Genomic DNA, 16,734 nt, shown 5'->3' with positions numbered 1-16,734 from the left:
CAGCGGGCCGCCCGCAGCATGCTTCCTTGTGCAGGGGATCAGGCGTGCGACAGGGGATAATAGGACTGGAGCGAGCGCACTTCAAGGGGATGTCCCCGTAAAGCCTCGATCGCATCGGCCGCAGCGACGCTGGCGGCCGCCGTGGTGAAGCTGGCGACCTTGGCACGCAGCGCGCTGGTACGGATCGCCTTGCTGTCCTTCAACGACTGCCAGCCCTCGGTCGTGTTGAAGATCAACTGCACGTCGCCGTCGGTGATCTTGTCCACGATGTGCGGACGCCCCTCGGCCACCTTGTTGACCCGTTGCACGGCGATGCCCTGATCTTCGAGATATTGGGCGGTGCCGCCCGTCGCGATGAGCGTGAAGCCCATATCGATCAGCTTGCGCGCGGCGGGCAGGATCACCGGCTTGTCGCTATCCTTGAGCGAGATGAACACCGTGCCGCTGGTCGGCAGCAACGTGCCCGCACCGATCTGCGCCTTGGCAAAGGCAGTGGCGAAATTGCTATCGATTCCCATGACTTCGCCGGTGCTCTTCATTTCCGGCGACAGAACGGGGTCGACACCGGGGAAGCGCCCGAACGGGAATACCGCTTCCTTGACCGCGACATGGTCGATCGCATTGCGGTCGATCTTGGGCAGGTCGCGGATCATCTCCCCCGCCATCACGCGCGCGGCGATCTTGGCGATCGGCGTGCCGATCGCCTTGGCGACGAAGGGCACGGTGCGGCTGGCGCGCGGGTTTACCTCGATCAGATAGACCATGCCATCCTTCACCGCGAACTGGATGTTCATGAGGCCGCGCACCGACAGCGCATGGGCCAATACCTCTGTCTGCCGCTCGATCTCGGCAATGATCTCGTCGGACAGGCTGTAGGGCGGCAGCGAGCAGGCGCTGTCGCCCGAATGAACCCCGGCCTCCTCGATATGCTGCAGCACGCCCGCGACCACGACATCCTCGCCATCGCACAGCGCATCGACATCGACCTCGATCGCGTCGCGCAGATATTGGTCGATCAGCACCGGCGATTCGCCCGACACCTGGACGGCAGTGGTGATATATTCCTCCAACTGCGCCTGCCCGTCGACAATCTCCATCGCGCGGCCGCCCAGTACATAGCTGGGCCGCATCAGCACGGGATAGCCAATGCGGTTGGCGACCGCGATCGCCTCTTCGCGGCTGCGCGCAATGCCGTTGGCGGGCTGGCGCAGCTTGAGCTTGTCGATCAGCGCGGCGAACCGCTCGCGATCCTCGGCCAGGTCGATCGCGTCGGGCGAGGTGCCCAGGATCGGGATGCCCGCATCCTCCAGCGCCTGCGCCAGTTTGAGCGGGGTCTGCCCGCCAAATTGCACGATCACGCCCTTGAGCGTCCCGTTGGTCATTTCGATGGCCAGGATTTCCAGCACATCCTCGGCGGTCAGCGGCTCGAAATAGAGGCGGTCCGACGTGTCATAGTCGGTCGACACCGTTTCCGGGTTGCAGTTGACCATGATCGTTTCATAACCCGCCTCCGACAGTGCGAAACAGGCATGGACGCAGCAATAGTCGAACTCGATCCCCTGCCCGATCCGGTTCGGTCCGCCGCCCAGGATCACGACCTTTTCCCGATCGGTCGGCGCGGATTCATTCTCCGCTTCCCCAAAGATCGGCGCTTCATAGGTCGAATACATGTACGGCGTCTTGGCCGCGAACTCGGCGGCGCAGGTGTCGATCCGCTTGAACACCGGCCGCACGCCCAGCTTATGGCGCAACTTGCGCACCTCCGCTTCGGTCACGCCGCCGGTCATCGCCTTGACCGCTTCGTGGATCAGACCCGACCCGCGCGCAATGCCCCGCTCCATGCCGCGCAGATTGGCGGATTTGAGCGCCAGATAGGCGAGCCGCTTGTCGGAAAAGCCCATCGACTTGAGGTGCCGCATGCCATCGGCATCGCGCGGCAGGCCATTTTCCAGAACCTGCGCCTCCGCCTCGACGATCTCCTTGATCCGCTCCAGGAACCAGGGATCGAATTTGGCGATGTTATGGATCTCCGCGACGGTCAGCCCTTCGCGCAGCGCCTGCGCCGCGACCAGCAGCCGGTCGGGCGTCGGCTGCGCCAGGGCCGCGACGATGTCGTCCTTGGGCGCGCCCGCCAGATGATCGACATCGTTGAAGCCGCACAGCCCGGTTTCCAGGCCGCGCAGCGCCTTCTGCATCGATTCATGGATGTTGCGGCCGATCGCCATGACTTCGCCGACCGACTTCATCGCCGTGCCCAGCAGCGGTTCGGCACCCTTGAACTTCTCGAAGGCGAAGCGGGGGATCTTGGTCACGACATAGTCGATCGTCGGTTCGAACGAGGCCGGGGTCGCGCCGGTAATGTCATTCTCGATCTCGTCGAGGGTATAGCCCACCGCCAGCTTCGCCGCGACCTTGGCAATCGGGAAGCCGGTGGCCTTCGACGCCAACGCGGACGAGCGTGACACGCGCGGGTTCATCTCGATCACCACCAGGCGGCCATCCTTGGGATTGACCGCGAACTGTACGTTCGAACCGCCTGTTTCCACGCCGATTTCACGCAGCACCGCAATGGATGCGTTGCGCATGATCTGATATTCCTTGTCGGTCAGCGTCAGCGCCGGCGCGACGGTGATGCTGTCCCCGGTATGGACGCCCATCGGGTCCACATTCTCGATCGAACAGATGATGATGCAATTGTCGTTGCGGTCGCGCACGACCTCCATCTCATATTCTTTCCAACCGAGCAGCGACTCCTCGATCAGCACTTCGGTCGTCGGCGACGCATCCAGTCCGCCGCGCACGATGGTCATGAACTCGTCGCGATTATAGGCGATGCCCCCGCCGGTGCCGCCCATGGTGAAGCTCGGCCGGATGATCGACGGCAGGCCGGTAAACTCCAGCCCTTCCAGCGCCTCTTCCATCGTATGGGCAATGCGCGAGCGCGCCGATTCCAGCCCGATCTTGTCCATGGCATCGCGGAACTTGATCCGGTCCTCGGCCTTGTCGATCGCCTCGGCATCGGCGCCGATCATCTGGACGCCATATTTCGCCAGCGTGCCGTCATTGAACAGCGCCAGCGCCGTGTTCAGCGCCGTCTGCCCGCCCATGGTCGGCAGCACCGCGTCCGGCCGCTCCTTCTCGATGATCTTCGCCACGATTTCGGGCGTGATCGGCTCGACATAGGTCGCGTCGGCAAATTCCGGGTCGGTCATGATCGTGGCCGGATTGGAATTGACGAGGATGATGCGATAGCCCTCCTCCTTCAACGCCTTGACCGCCTGCGTGCCCGAATAATCGAACTCGCACGCCTGGCCGATAATGATCGGGCCAGCGCCGATGATGAGGATGGAGGAGATGTCGGTTCTTTTAGGCATTGACTGATACGCTCCAAAGCCCTCTCCCTTGAGGGAGAAGGTTGGGTGAGGGTGTGAGACGGTGGTGGAGAAACGCTTGACCGGCACCGCGCGCAAACTGCGCGGCGACCCGACCGATGCGGAAAAGGCGCTGTGGACGCGACTGCGCGCGGGGCAGGTCGACGGCTTCAAATTCGTCCGCCAGTTCCCGGTCGGGGCGCATGTCGCGGACTTCGCTTGCCGCAGTGCAAGGCTGGTGATCGAACTGGACGGCGGACAGCATGCGACCAGCGACAGCGACGCCGCGCGCACCGCGCTTATCGACGCCCATGGCTATCGCGTCATCCGCTTCTGGAACCATGATGTCCTGGCAAATATAGACGGCGTGCTGGAAAGCATCCGTGCCGAATTGATGCTGGCGCGCAACCTTCTCCCTTGAGGGAGAAGGATACGAAGCCTTGCCAGCTTGCTGGCTAGGCGAAGTTGGATGAGGGTGTAGGGCGACTGTCGAATATCCCATCAACGCCGATCCCCCTCACCCCAACCCTCTCCCCGCCGGGGAGAGGGAGTCCGGGCGTGTCCAGCACCGATGATGCGGATTGCCGAAATGTCGGTGCGTTTGGGCATTAGTGTCGTACCGCTGAAAAAAGCGCCAAAATTGAAACAAACAAAGAAGCCACACCACAAATATTGTTAGCTCGGCTTATCAATTCCCATATTATTTCATCCGGAGGATCGGGCGACTCCGCCAATAATCCAGCCGCAACTATGTAAGATCGGACTGTAGCCTTTTCACTGTTTGGCAAAGGAATATCATCGATTTTCTTTGCAGCATTTTCGAGCATTTCAACAAGCTCTTCGTGCCGACCTTTAATAATTTTTCGGCCTGTCCAGTTCGAACTATCAATATTTGTAGAACCGCTGTCTAACGGAATTAACTCGCGATTGTTTAGCTTGGCCATGGCTTCATGCAACCATTCGCCTCCGAAAGCTCCGTACCTTCTCAAAACGGGAAATTCATTGAGCACATCTAAAAATTGATAATTTAGACTTTCCGCACGATTTATTGCTGCATTTTGATCAATGTCAGAATTCGCGATCTCTTCGTACCGACGCCTATCGGAATCGACGCGATCCATAAATTTCTCAAATCGCCGCAAACTAATTGTAACAAAAGAACCAGCAAACTCGTCGTCTTCGGAGTAGGCTATATCGCAGCGATTCAAAATTCGAAGCGCAGAAGATATATCATTATCTGTAACATCGACCTTCCATGTTGATGTTATTAATTCCGAAACGTCTTTGCGACGAACAGAAACACCGTCACGGCCTGAAACATGGATAAGTGCAGCCGCAATATACTGCGCTCGCTTAGAGATTTTTAACGCATCCCCGCCGCTCAATGCACCGCCCCCGTCCGGGCCTCGCACCCCCAGCCGTCATATTCAACGCCGCACAATATCTCGATCTGCAGGCACTTCTTCGTCAACGCCTTGACCGACGCTTCATCCACCGCCTGTTCGCATTCGAGGAACAGGAACAGGTCGCCCTCCTCATCCTCTTCGCGGTCGAGTTCGACCATGCCGAACTGGCTGGCGATTTCGAGGACGCGGTCGAAATCCTTGTCATTGCCCTTGAAGCTGACATCCACGGCGCGCGGGATCATCGGCTTGTCGCCATTGGCGGCGAGGTTGGCGAGGACTTCCTTGTCCGCTTCCCATTCGGCGGCAAGGCGGGCTTCATCGACGGGGGGCAGCTTGATGCTCATGCCGCCACCGGCTTTTTCAGGCCATCGACGAACCGCTTGAACAGATAGAAGCTGTCCTGCGGCCCCGGCGAGGCTTCGGGGTGATATTGCACCGAAAAGGCGTTCTTGTCGGTCAGTTCGATACCGCAATTGCTGCCGTCGAACAGCGACACATGGGTCGTGCGCACATTGGCGGGCAGCGTTTCCGCATCGACCGCAAAGCCGTGGTTCATCGACGTGATCTCCACCAGGCCATCGCTCAGCCGCTTGACCGGATGGTTGGCACCACGATGCCCCTGATGCATCTTGATGGTCTTGGCACCCACCGCCAGCCCCAGCAATTGATGGCCAAGGCAGATGCCGAAGATCGGCACGTTGCGCGCCAGCAGCGCCGCGATCACCGGCACGGCATAGCTGCCGGTTGCGGCCGGATCGCCAGGGCCATTGGAGAGGAACACGCCATCGGGCGACAAGTCCATGATCTGCTCGACCGTCGCCGTAGCGGGCAACACAGTCACGCGCGCGCCGGCCTCTACCAGATTGCGGAAGATGTTGTTCTTCGCGCCATAATCGATCGCCACCACATGCGGCGCGCCTTCGCCCACGGCGTTCAGGCCATAGCCCTTGCCCAGCGTCCAGCCGCCATCCTGCCACAGCCGCGTTTCCTGGCCCGTGACTTCGATGGCGAGGTCCATGCCCTCCAGCCCCGGCCAGCCCGCCGCCTTCGCCGTCAGCGCGGCAAGGTCGAACGCGCCATCGGGATCATGCGCGATCACGACATTGGGCGCGCCCTTCTCGCGGATCATCCGGGTCAGCGCGCGTGTATCGACCCCGGCGAGGCCGATGCGGCCATTATCCGCCATCCACTGGTCGAACGCCATGACGTTGCGGAAGTTGGACGGCGCGGTCACATCCTCCCGCACGACGCAGCCCAGCGCATAGGGACTGGTCGCCTCGACATCGTCCAGATTGGTGCCGACATTGCCGATATGGGGGAAGGTGAAGGTAATGACCTGGCCCGCATAGCTGGGGTCGGTCATGATCTCCTGATAGCCGGTGATCGCGGTGTTGAAGCAGAGTTCGCCGACCGCATCGCCGACAGCGCCGAAACCGCGCCCGAACACGGCACTGCCATCGGCAAAAACCACGACCCCGGTCGCTCCTTTGGGCACGGTAAGGGTCTTGGCGTCAGCCATGAGATCAGCGTCCTTTTTTGCGTTGGCTTTGGAACCCGTCTGATGCGGGTTAAACGGCCGGTCACCTATGCCTGTGCGCGCTTGGGGTCAACGTCTGTTAAAAATCTCTTTTCGCATTATATCTGTCGCTTTCCGCAAAGACACGAGGATTCGCTTCGCCATGATTCGCGAGCAGATAAAGAGCGCCCAGATCACCGCCATGAAAGCAGGCGACAAGGAACGCCTCGCCGCCGTGCGCCTCATCCTGGCCAAGCTCAAGGACCGCGACATCGAACTGCGCACCGCATCGACCGTGCCGGATGATGACGCCACCGTGGTCGAAGTGCTGCAGAAGATGGTCAAGCAGCGCCGCGAATCGATCGAGATGTTCACCAGCGGCGGCCGCGACGAACTGGCGGCCAAGGAACAGGTCGAACTGGACGTCATCGAAAGCTTCCTGCCGACGCAATTAAGCGAGGACGAGACCAAGACAGCGATCGACGCGATCAAGGCGGAAGTGGGGGCAGCGAGCCTCAAGGATATGGGCAAGGTCATGGCCGTGCTGAAGGAACGCCACGGCAGCGTGATCGACATGAGCAAGGCCAGCGGCATGGTGAAGGCGGCGCTTTCGTGACACGGTAAAAGCCCCTCCCTACTTAGGGAGGGGTTGGGGTGGGTGATGGCGCTACGCATCAATGCCAGACTAGGCCAATATGCCCGCGACATGCGCCGCGAACCCACCGAATATGAACGCCGCCTCTGGAGCGCCCTGCGCGCTTCCCAACTGGGCGGCTTCAAGTTTCGACGTCAAGCGGTGATAGAGCCTTATATTTGCGACTTCCTTTGCCCGTCGATCGGCCTGATCGTCGAAGTCGACGATGATCGGCACGATCCAATCAAGGACAGAGACCGCGATTTCGATCTTGCCCATCAAGGCTATCTGGTGTTGCGCTTTTCCAATGCGGATGTGCGCGACAATATGGAAGGGGTGCTGAGCGTCATTCTCGATCGGGCGAATGCCTTGCCGCCAAGGCAGAAGATCACCCACCCCAACCCCTCCCTAAGTAGGGAGGGGCTTTAATGCCTCGTGTCTCGACTTCGCTCGACACGAACGGATGTGGTGCGCCTTCGCGGGAGGGGCAATTTTGAGTCTAACCCCCGCCTTTCTCGACGAACTGCGCATGCGCACGTCGCTGTCCACGCTCATTGGCCGCACCATCAAGGTGCAGAAGGCCGGGCGCGAGTATAAGGCCTGCTGTCCGTTCCATAATGAAAAGACGCCCAGTTTCACGATCAACGATGAGAAGGGCTTCTACCACTGCTTCGGCTGCGGGGCGCATGGCGATGCGATCCGATGGATGACCGATCAGCGCGGCCTGCCCTTCATGGAAGCGGTGAAGGAACTGGCGCAGGCGGCGGGGATGGACGTGCCCGCGCCCGATCCGCGCGCCGCCAAACGCGCCGAAGCGGCCAAGGGTCTGCACGATGCGATGGCCGCTGCGCAGGATTTCTTCGCCGCCCAACTCGACGCGATCGAGGGGGCGGAGGCGCGCGCTTACCTCAGCAAGCGCGGCATCAGCGACGCCACCCGCCGCGCCTTCGGCTTTGGCTATTCGCCCGATAGTCGCGGGCGGCTGCGCACCGCGCTCAAGGATTTTGGCGATCCGATGCTGGTCGAGGCGGGCCTGCTGATCGATCCCGACGCGGCTGAACCGGACAGCGACCGGGCCAAGAAGCGCGATCCCTATGATCGGTTCCGCGGCCGCCTGATGCTGCCGATCCGCGACATTCGCGGGCGGACGATCGCCTTTGGCGGACGGATATTGGGCCAAGGCGAGCCCAAATATCTCAACTCCCCCGACACCCCCCTCTTCGACAAGGGCCGCACCCTCTACAATATCGACCGCGCCTCCCCCGCCAGTCGCCAGACCGGCCGGGTGATCGTGGTCGAAGGCTATATGGACGTGATCGCGCTCGCGCAGGCCGGGTTCGGCGATGCCGTCGCCCCACTCGGCACCGCGCTGACCGAGCATCAGATCGAGCGGCTGTGGAAAATGGTCGAGGTGCCGATCCTCTGCTTCGATGGCGATTCGGCGGGGCAGAAGGCCGCGATCCGCGCCGCCACCCGCGCCCTGCCGCTGCTGCGCCCCGGCCATAGCCTCGCCTTCGCCTCCCTGCCCCAGGGGCAAGACCCCGACGACCTGCTGCGCGCCAGTGGCCCGACGGCGATGGAGGCGGTGCTGGACGCCGCACAGCCGCTGGTCGAGCGCCTGTGGAGCCATGAGCACGGGTCAGCCCCGCTCGACACGCCGGAACAGAAAGCCGCGCTCAAGCAGCGCCTGCGCGCCCTGACTGATGCGATCGCGGACCCCGATGTCCGCGCGCATTATGCCCACGCCTTTCGCGAACGCTATGACGCGCTCTTCTTCGCCCGCCCCGCTTTCACCCCCACGGCGCGCGGCTCCGGCGGCGGCAATGGCACCGCCCGCTGGCAACGCGACAAACGCGGCAACTGGAAAGCGCCGATCGGCCCGGCGGGCCATGAGGTCCGCGCCATTGGTGCCAGCGGCATGGAACAGCGGCTTTTGCGCGCGATTCTGGCGGGTCTCTTGCGCCATCCCGACCAGATTGCGCTGCATCGCGAGACGCTGGCGGGCCTGCCGATCGGCGATCCCATCCTCGCCCGGCTGGCCGATTCGATGATTAGTGCATCGCTACGCAAAGAAACTGTTGAAACACAGGGCCTCCTTACCATATTGGGGGCAGGTGAAGTGTATAATATGGCTAAAGGGATGCTCCGGGCCGACACGTTCACACTCACCCCTCACAAGATGACCGCTGACCCGGATCGCCTTGCGCGCGATCTGGAGGAGGCCATTCGGGTGATGGCGCAGGGACCGGAGCTTGAGGCAGCGCTGGCGGAGGCGACACGGCGGTTCAAGAGCGACGTCAGCGAGGAAAATCTCGCTGAGCAACAGCGCTTGCTGGCGCTCAAGGCCGACCATGACCGTCGACTGGCGGAACTGGCGCAGCCCGAAGACATTGTTTGAACGGGCCGGCCCAATGCGGGGCGGCAGGGTTTGAACGAAACGTCCCTTTGGCGGACGATGCATTGGAATTGATCGCTCCCGCCAGAGGGAGCGGCGGAGTTAAGGCGAATAGATGGCGACCAAGGCGAACAGCAAGAATGCGGCGGGTGCAGGCGATGGTGGGGATGAAGGTGGCGATGCGCCCCTGCTCGACCTCAACGAAGCCTCGGTCAAGAAGCTGCTCGCCCGCGCCAAAAAGCGTGGCTACATCACCTATGACGAGCTGAACAACGCCCTGCCGCAGGACCAGATGTCCTCCGAGCAGATCGAGGATGTCATGTCTGCGCTCAACGACATGGGCGTCAACATCGTCGAAAATGAAGAAGCCAGCGAGGATGGCGAGGACCAGCAGCGCGAGGACGATAACGACGACGCCAATGAGGCGGCGGACGATGACGATGGCTCGCCGCGCCTGGTCACCGAAAAGAAGAAGGAAACGGTCGATCGCACCGACGATCCCGTTCGCATGTATCTGCGCGAAATGGGCGCGGTGGAGTTGCTCAGCCGTGAGGGCGAAATCGCCATCGCCAAGCGGATCGAGGCCGGCCGCGACACCATGATCCTGGGTCTGTGCGAAAGCCCGACCACCTTCAACGCGATCATCGAATGGTCCACCGCCCTCAACAATGGCGAAATGCAACTGCGCGAGATCCTCGATCTCGACGCGATGCTCTCCAAAGACCCTGCCCCGGAAAGCCTGGAGGAAGGCGCCGAGGATGATGATGGCGAGATCAGCGAGAAGACCGCTGGTCCGAGCTTCAAGGAAGAAGAAGAGCCGGAGGAGGAATCCGCCGACGCCGATGAGGATGAGGACGGCACCGAACGCCGCACCCGCCGCGTCGAAGAGGAAGAGGAGGAGGACAACACTCTCTCCCTGGCCCAGATGGAAGAAACGCTCAAGCCGATCGCGCTGGAAAAGTTCGCCACCATCACCGAAATCTTCCGCGCCTTCTCGGCCATTCAATCCTCGCGCATGCTCGCCATGGGCACCGGCGAAGTGCTCAGCCAGAAGGATGAGGATGATTATCAGGAATTGCGCGAAAGCCTGACCGCGCAGGTCGAAAGCGTCCAGTTCCATCAGCAGAAGATCGAATATCTGGTCGATCAGCTTTATGCCTATAACCGGCGCCTGACCGCGCTGGGCGGCCAGATGCTGCGTCTCGCCGAGCGGCACAAGGTCAGCCGCAAGGATTTCCTCGACCGCTACGTCAATTTCGAACTGGACGACGCCTGGCTCGACCGGGTCAGCGGTATCGACAAGAAATGGGCCGCCTTCGCCGCCGCCGAAGCGCGCGCGGTCGAACGCATCCGCAACGAAGTCAGCGAAATCGCGCAGGCCACCGGCATGTCGCTCGGCGAATTCCGCCGCATCGTCAACATGGTGCAAAAGGGCGAGCGCGAGGCGCGCATCGCGAAGAAGGAAATGGTCGAAGCCAATCTACGCCTCGTCATCTCCATCGCCAAAAAATATACCAATCGCGGTCTGCAATTCCTGGATCTCATTCAGGAAGGCAATATCGGCCTGATGAAGGCGGTGGATAAGTTCGAATATCGCCGTGGCTACAAGTTCAGTACCTATGCGACCTGGTGGATCAGGCAAGCGATCACCCGCTCGATCGCCGACCAGGCGCGGACCATCCGCATCCCGGTGCATATGATCGAAACGATCAACAAGCTGGTGCGCACCAGCCGCCAGTTCCTGCACGAGCAGGGCCGCGAACCGACCCCGGAGGAGATGGCCGAGCGCCTCTCCATGCCGCTGGAGAAGGTGCGCAAGGTGATGAAGATCGCCAAGGAGCCGATCTCCCTCGAAACGCCGATCGGCGACGAGGAAGATTCGCATCTCGGCGATTTCATCGAGGACAAGAATGCCATCATCCCGGTGGATGCTGCCATTCAGGCGAACCTCAAGGAAACGGTCACCCGCGTCCTCGCCAGCCTCACGCCCCGCGAAGAGCGCGTGCTGCGCATGCGTTTCGGTATCGGCATGAACACCGATCATACGCTGGAGGAAGTCGGGCAGCAGTTCAGCGTGACCCGCGAACGCATCCGTCAGATCGAGGCGAAGGCGCTGCGCAAGCTCAAACACCCTTCGCGCAGCCGCAAGATGCGCAGTTTCCTCGACCAATAATCTGCCGCTTTTCAGCGACATGAGAAAGGGCGGCCTGCGGGTCGCCCTTTTTTATGTCGGTGTAAACCGCTTCTTTACCCCCTTTTGCTTAACCTGCGTTGCGAAGCCCGTCGGCGGATCGGGCAAGACAGGAATCCTGGCATGAGTGAAGCGGCACCCCGCTACCAATTTGGCGATATCGCGCGGATATTGGAGGCGTTGGTCGCCGCCGATGGCACCAGCGCCCACAGCTATGCGATGCGCGCGGGGACTGGCATTGCCCGTGACACGCTGCTGTCGCTCGGCGACCTTGCGGACGCAGCCTATTATCTCTGCCTGCTCCACGGCCGCCATCCCGGCGTCATCGATCATGCCGCAACCCGTTCGGCCGATAATGCCGCGCGCATCTGGCTGATCGGAGCTGCCGACGCCTTCGCCGCCGAACGCGCTTATATTACCCAGGTGACCGTCGCCGCCGGCCCGGTGCCCAGCACCGCTGGCCAGGCCGATTGCGAAACCGCCGTCAGCCAGCAACGCCACGCGCTCGATATGCTCGCCCAATCCGACCGGCGCGGCTGTGCCATGGGCGCGGCGATGGCGCTGGTGCTCGACTGGCGCGCCGTCCGCCAGGTGCTTGATATCGCCGCCCTGCGCGCGGGTATCGAACCCCATGCCTGCACCCTACCCGACCGCGCCGCCACGCTCGATGTCGCCCGCGCGATCGGCGGCGACGATGGCGTCGACCGGGCGATCCAGTTCGGCGCGCGCCAATTGCTCAACCAGCATCGCGGGCTGTGGGACCTGCTCGCAGCCCGCGCCGATGTGCGCGCACGGCAGGGCTGAACCGCGCCGATACCGCCCACACGGCTTGCGCCTGCCCGCTGCATTGCCTAGTTCCGCCATAGTGACAGGCTAAGCAGGCGGACAATGATGCGTTTTGAAGGCACCCAGGATTATGTCGCCACCGACGACCTGAAGGTCGCGGTCAACGCCGCAGTACTGCTGCGCCGCCCGTTGCTGGTGAAGGGGGAGCCGGGCACCGGCAAGACCGTGCTGGCGCAGGAAATCGCGACGGCGCTCGGCGCACCGCTGATCGAATGGAACGTCAAATCCACGACCAAGGCGCATCAGGGCCTGTATGAATATGATGCCGTCGCCCGCCTGCGCGATGGCCAGCTTGGCGACCCGCGCGTCCATGAAATCTCCAATTACATCCGCAAGGGCAAGCTGTGGGAGGCGTTCACCTCGCCTACCCTGCCCGTGCTGCTGATCGACGAGATCGACAAGGCCGACATCGAATTTCCCAACGACCTGTTGCAGGAACTCGATCGCATGGCCTTCCACGTCTATGAAACCGGCGAGACGATCGCGGCGGCCGATCGCCCTGTGGTCATCATCACCTCGAATAACGAGAAGGAATTGCCCGACGCCTTCCTGCGCCGCTGCTTCTTCCATTATATCAAATTCCCCGACCGCCAGACGATGCAGGCGATCGTCGATGTCCATTTTCCCGGCATCCAGAAAATCCTGGTCAGCAAGGCGATGGATATTTTCTACGAGATTCGCGACGTGCCAGGCCTCAAGAAAAAGCCCTCGACCAGCGAACTGCTCGACTGGCTCAAGCTGTTGCTGAACGAGGATATGCCGCTCGACGTCCTCCAGAATAGCGATCCCACCAAGGCGATCCCCCCGCTCCACGGCGCGCTGCTCAAGAATGAGCAGGACATCATGCTGTTCGAACGCCTGGCCTTCATGGCGCGTCGTCAGGGCCGCTAGGGGTTCGGCCCAGCGCAAATCCCGCGCATCCGTTCAAAAAGCCCCTTGCACCCGCGCGCATTGTCTGTAGCCTTCCTGTAACTATTCAACGCCGCGCCAAGACGGTCTGGATCAGGAGCTGGATGCCAATGCCAAAGCGCGCCCTTTTTCTCTTTACCGCCGCCCTCTGTCTGGCCGCACCCTTTGCCGCGCAGGCCGAAGACGCGCCCGAAGCCTGGACGCCGACCGATAGCAGCATCCGCGCGACCGCCGCCGGGATCAGCCTGCCGCACAGCATCGCCACCCTCTCGCTCACCAAGAGCGGCGAGGCCTCGAACGGCGGCCGCGGCGTCGACAATTATGCGCAATATGTCTCGCAGGACGGCGCGGTGCAGGCGACGCTCTACGTCTATCTGCCCACCTATGCCGACGCCTCGCTCGCCGCTTATATGACCGACAAGGCGGTGATGGAGCGTTTCGGCCCCAAGACCCGTCGCACCGCCTATGCCAGCGCGCCCGTCGCGGGACAGGCGGATCGCGCGATCCGTGCCGTCTATGACGATGCGGCCGATGGCGCGCTGACCACGGCGGCGGGCTTCGTCCATGCGGGCCGATGGATCGCCAAGATCCGCGTCACCGGCCCGACCGAACGCCGTGCCGAAGTGCTGGCCGGGCTGGACGCCATGCTCGCGCAGATGACGCTGGACGATCCGGCCTCGCTTCACGCCACCGCCCCTGCGCGGTTCGACGCCTGCCCAGTAGCCGCCAACAAGGACGCGCGCCTTACCCGCACGACCGGGAGCAGCGAAGCCGTGCCGCAAGAGGTCCGGATGCCGCGCGAGGGCAAGGACGCGCTCTGCGTGCGCGGCACCGTTGCGACTGCGCAGGGCAGCTACGACATGCTCCAGCAAGTCGGCCGCACCGACGGCGCGATCATCGTGCCCGTCGATGACAACGGCACCGTCCTCGCCTTCGATCCCGCCGCCAGCGGCACAGGCTATAAGCTGTCGATCCACATGGTCGGTCAGACCGACCTCTACGGCACCTACGACCGCGTCCCTAGCCACAGACAGGTCGCCGCCATCCTCGACGGCAAAGACCCAAACACCGCCAAGGCCAGCGCCACCGCCGCCTACACCGCGACAGGCGACGTGACGCTGGTGCAAGCGACGACCGCCCGCTGACCCCCCTTTCGTCGGATGCTATCGACGGTTAGGGCGAGGGGATGACCCTTCCGTCCGGTGCCACCCGTTTCGCCCGCATCCGCGCTCACCTCGAAACGCTGCGCGTCGCCGACGGGCCGCAGGCCTGGGCCTATGAATTTCTGCTCTTCGGTTTCAAACAGGGCTGGGCCTGCCTGTTCGGCGGGCTGATGCTGGCGCTGTTGCTGGCAACGCATCTCTTCTATCCCGCCGATGCCGCTCTCCACCGCTATGACTTCCTCACCCTCGCCGCGCTGACGATTCAGGGCATGATGCTGGTCTTCCGGCTGGAAAGCTGGCGGGAGGCGAAAGTCATTGCCGCTTTCCACGTCATCGGCACGGTCATGGAATTGTTCAAGACGCAGGCCGGGTCATGGATCTATCCCGAAGCGAGCGTCCTTCACATCGGCGCGGTGCCGCTCTTCTCCGGCTTCATGTATGCCGCCGTCGGCAGCTACATCGCGCGCGTGTGGCGTATCTTCGACTTCTCCTTCACCCACTATCCCCCCGCCTGGGCGACCTTACTGCTTGCGATGGCGATCTATATCAACTTCTTTGCCCATCACTGGCTGCCCGATGTTCGCCTGGTCCTGTTCGCCGCCGCCATCCTGCTCTTCGGACGAAGCTGGGTCGTCTTCACCCCTTGGCGCACGTCACGCCGTATGCCGCTGCTGCTGGGCTTCTTCCTCGTCGCGCTGTTCATCTGGCTGGCGGAAAATATCGCCACTTTCGCCAACGCCTGGACCTATCCCGACCAGCGCGATGGCTGGCACATGGTCAGCTTGGCAAAACTCGGTAGCTGGTACCTGCTGATGATCATCAGCTTCGTGCTTGTTTCGCTGATCCACGGCATAAACCGCAGCCCCGCTCAGATCAGATAGCCGACCTCATACAGGCCCCAGCGCCGCCCGCCGAAAACCAGCGGTACGAACACGCTGCGCAGTGCGCGATAGCGGCCTTCGCCAAGATCCTGGCGATAGGTGTAGAGGAAGAAGTCCCCCTCTCCGTCCAGCGCGCGGCGGGTCTGGCTGTCCATGAAGATCTGGCGGTTGCGCGCATGCTCCATGTTCCAGTGATGCGCGCCGGGCCGCTGCGGCTGGGATCGGGCGCTGATATGGGTGGGCAGATAGCCGTTCATGTCGATCAGGCAGCAGCCCACGATCGCGCTGTCCTGCGCCGTATGCCGATCCAGCGCCGGGCGCAGCATCGCGTCGGCAAAGGCGGTGAAGCCGGTCTGATATTGCGCCGGGTCAGACCCAGCGACGCGGCGATAATCGACGTCGAACAGTTGTGCCGTGCCAATGTGGCCGTCCTCCAACCCCTGCTCGATCAGCGCCCCGATCTCGTCTGCGCCTTCCTCGGCCAGCGCGATATAGCGGCTGTTGCGTGTGCGTTGCGGCCCATGCGCGGCGCTGTTGAGCATCGCATTGGCCATGCCCTCCAGTCCTTCGAGCTGCACCCGCGCCTCGTCGGCCCGCACCGCGCTTTCACTCGCCGACTGACTGAACGCCGCGAGACCATGGCGCAGCGCCGCGACATCGCCATCCGCCGCATCGGTGCAGGCGACGATCGTCTCGGACCGCTCGCCAAATTGCGTCACCAGCGACGCGATTTCGGCCATGCTCAGCCTTAGCCTATCGATGTGCGTACCCACCCCGCGCCCGCGCATGATATTGGCTTCGACGCCATCGATAAGCTGGCGCGCATCGCGATCCAACTGGCCCAGCTTTTCACCGACCGACGCGGCTGACTCTCCCGCCTGTCCCGCCAGCCGCCGGATTTCGTCAGCGACCACGGCAAAGCCCTGAGTCGCCGCACCGCCCCGCGCCGCCTCAATCGCGGCATTGACGCCGAGCAACCGCGTCTGCCGCGCGATCGCCCCCAACTCATCGGACACATCGCCGACCGCTTCGATCACGCGCAGAAACTGGCGCAAATGCCCCTCCAACCCGGTGACATGCTCGACCAGGCCGGTCAGTTCGTCGATCGAGAGGGTGATGACGTCATGCCCCTCGGCAATAATCTGACCGGCGCGCCGCGCGGTCAGGCGCAATTCCTGCGCTGCCGTCACGCTTTCGCCCTGACTCGCCGCCAGCGCATTCATATTCGTCTGCAAATCCGCCAATCGCGCGGACTCAGCCTGAATCCGATTGTTGAGCGCGCTCAGAAACCCGGCTGTCTCGCTGCATTGCAATGCAATGTCACCCGATTGTTCACCCAGATCGGCCAGCAAATCCCCGTTTTTCAAATGCGCCCCGCAGCTTGATGTATGTCTGGATAGTGACGGATTAACCTTGCACTGC

General features: G+C 62.5%; 14 protein-coding genes. 9 read left to right on the top strand and 5 right to left on the bottom strand.

Annotated features, from left to right (window positions below; all coding sequences use genetic code 11):
- Positions 1–38 precede the first annotated feature (38 nt).
- Positions 39–3,374, bottom strand: coding sequence for a carbamoyl-phosphate synthase large subunit (carB, locus tag V2I08_RS06480; protein ID WP_349634381.1), 3,336 nt, complete (start codon positions 3,372–3,374; stop codon positions 39–41).
- 64 nt (positions 3,375–3,438) lie between these two features.
- Here carB and V2I08_RS06475 point away from each other — a divergent pair, with 64 nt between their 5' ends.
- Complete coding sequence (locus V2I08_RS06475; RefSeq protein WP_349634380.1) at positions 3,439–3,792, top strand: endonuclease domain-containing protein; 354 nt, start codon at positions 3,439–3,441, stop codon at positions 3,790–3,792.
- Between the two features lie 187 nt (positions 3,793–3,979).
- Here the strand turns inward: V2I08_RS06475 and V2I08_RS06470 are convergent, their stop codons facing one another.
- Genes V2I08_RS06470 through carA form a run of 3 tightly spaced genes read right to left on the bottom strand, consistent with a single transcriptional unit; the run spans position 3,980 to position 6,296 of the window.
- A complete protein-coding gene (locus tag V2I08_RS06470) occupies positions 3,980–4,756 on the bottom strand; it encodes a hypothetical protein (RefSeq protein WP_349634379.1) in 777 nt (258 codons plus the stop codon).
- A complete protein-coding gene (locus tag V2I08_RS06465) occupies positions 4,753–5,121 on the bottom strand; it encodes a ribonuclease E inhibitor RraB (protein ID WP_349634378.1) in 369 nt (122 codons plus the stop codon). Before V2I08_RS06465 ends, V2I08_RS06470 begins: the two co-directional genes overlap by 4 nt.
- On the bottom strand, positions 5,118–6,296 hold the full coding sequence (gene carA, locus V2I08_RS06460; RefSeq protein WP_349634377.1) for a glutamine-hydrolyzing carbamoyl-phosphate synthase small subunit: 1,179 nt from the start codon (positions 6,294–6,296) through the stop codon (positions 5,118–5,120). The genes V2I08_RS06465 and carA overlap by 4 nt, the downstream gene beginning before the upstream one ends.
- A gap of 160 nt (positions 6,297–6,456) precedes the next feature.
- On the opposite strand from carA, the gene V2I08_RS06455 reads away from it, so the two are divergent.
- From V2I08_RS06455 to V2I08_RS06420, 8 genes are all read left to right on the top strand, one after another.
- The gene (locus V2I08_RS06455) at positions 6,457–6,909 is read left to right on the top strand and encodes a GatB/YqeY domain-containing protein (RefSeq protein ID WP_349634376.1); all 453 of its coding nucleotides are present in this window, start codon (positions 6,457–6,459) and stop codon (positions 6,907–6,909) included.
- A gap of 45 nt (positions 6,910–6,954) precedes the next feature.
- Positions 6,955–7,356, top strand: coding sequence for an endonuclease domain-containing protein (locus V2I08_RS06450; protein ID WP_349634375.1), 402 nt, complete (start codon positions 6,955–6,957; stop codon positions 7,354–7,356).
- A 64-nt stretch (positions 7,357–7,420) separates the two neighbouring features.
- The gene (gene dnaG, locus V2I08_RS06445; RefSeq protein WP_349634374.1) at positions 7,421–9,325 is read left to right on the top strand and encodes a DNA primase; all 1,905 of its coding nucleotides are present in this window, start codon (positions 7,421–7,423) and stop codon (positions 9,323–9,325) included.
- 112 nt (positions 9,326–9,437) lie between these two features.
- Positions 9,438–11,495, top strand: a complete 2,058-nt coding sequence (rpoD, locus tag V2I08_RS06440) for an RNA polymerase sigma factor RpoD (RefSeq protein ID WP_037473480.1) — start codon at positions 9,438–9,440, stop codon at positions 11,493–11,495.
- 141 nt (positions 11,496–11,636) lie between these two features.
- Positions 11,637–12,317, top strand: coding sequence for a DUF6975 family protein (locus V2I08_RS06435; protein ID WP_349634373.1), 681 nt, complete (start codon positions 11,637–11,639; stop codon positions 12,315–12,317).
- 87 nt (positions 12,318–12,404) lie between these two features.
- Positions 12,405–13,250: a MoxR family ATPase gene (locus V2I08_RS06430; RefSeq protein WP_037477788.1), complete on the top strand. Its 846-nt coding sequence runs from the start codon at positions 12,405–12,407 to the stop codon at positions 13,248–13,250.
- 128 nt (positions 13,251–13,378) lie between these two features.
- A complete protein-coding gene (locus V2I08_RS06425) occupies positions 13,379–14,413 on the top strand; it encodes a hypothetical protein (protein ID WP_349634372.1) in 1,035 nt (344 codons plus the stop codon).
- 41 nt (positions 14,414–14,454) lie between these two features.
- Entirely contained in the window at positions 14,455–15,312 is an 858-nt protein-coding gene (locus V2I08_RS06420) for a DUF817 domain-containing protein (RefSeq protein WP_349634371.1), read from the top strand.
- Here V2I08_RS06420 and V2I08_RS06415 read toward each other — a convergent pair.
- Positions 15,300–16,664 carry a methyl-accepting chemotaxis protein gene (locus tag V2I08_RS06415; protein WP_349634453.1) on the bottom strand — a complete coding sequence of 455 codons (1,365 nt, stop codon included), beginning with the start codon at positions 16,662–16,664 and terminating at the stop codon, positions 15,300–15,302. The genes V2I08_RS06420 and V2I08_RS06415 overlap by 13 nt on opposite strands.
- Positions 16,665–16,734 lie beyond the last annotated feature (70 nt).

This window comes from Sphingobium sp. MK2, from assembly GCF_040170545.1.
Classification (GTDB): Bacteria; Pseudomonadota; Alphaproteobacteria; order Sphingomonadales; family Sphingomonadaceae; genus Sphingobium.
Note: the sequence above shows the minus strand (reverse complement) of the source record. Positions and strands in the feature narration are given on the sequence as shown.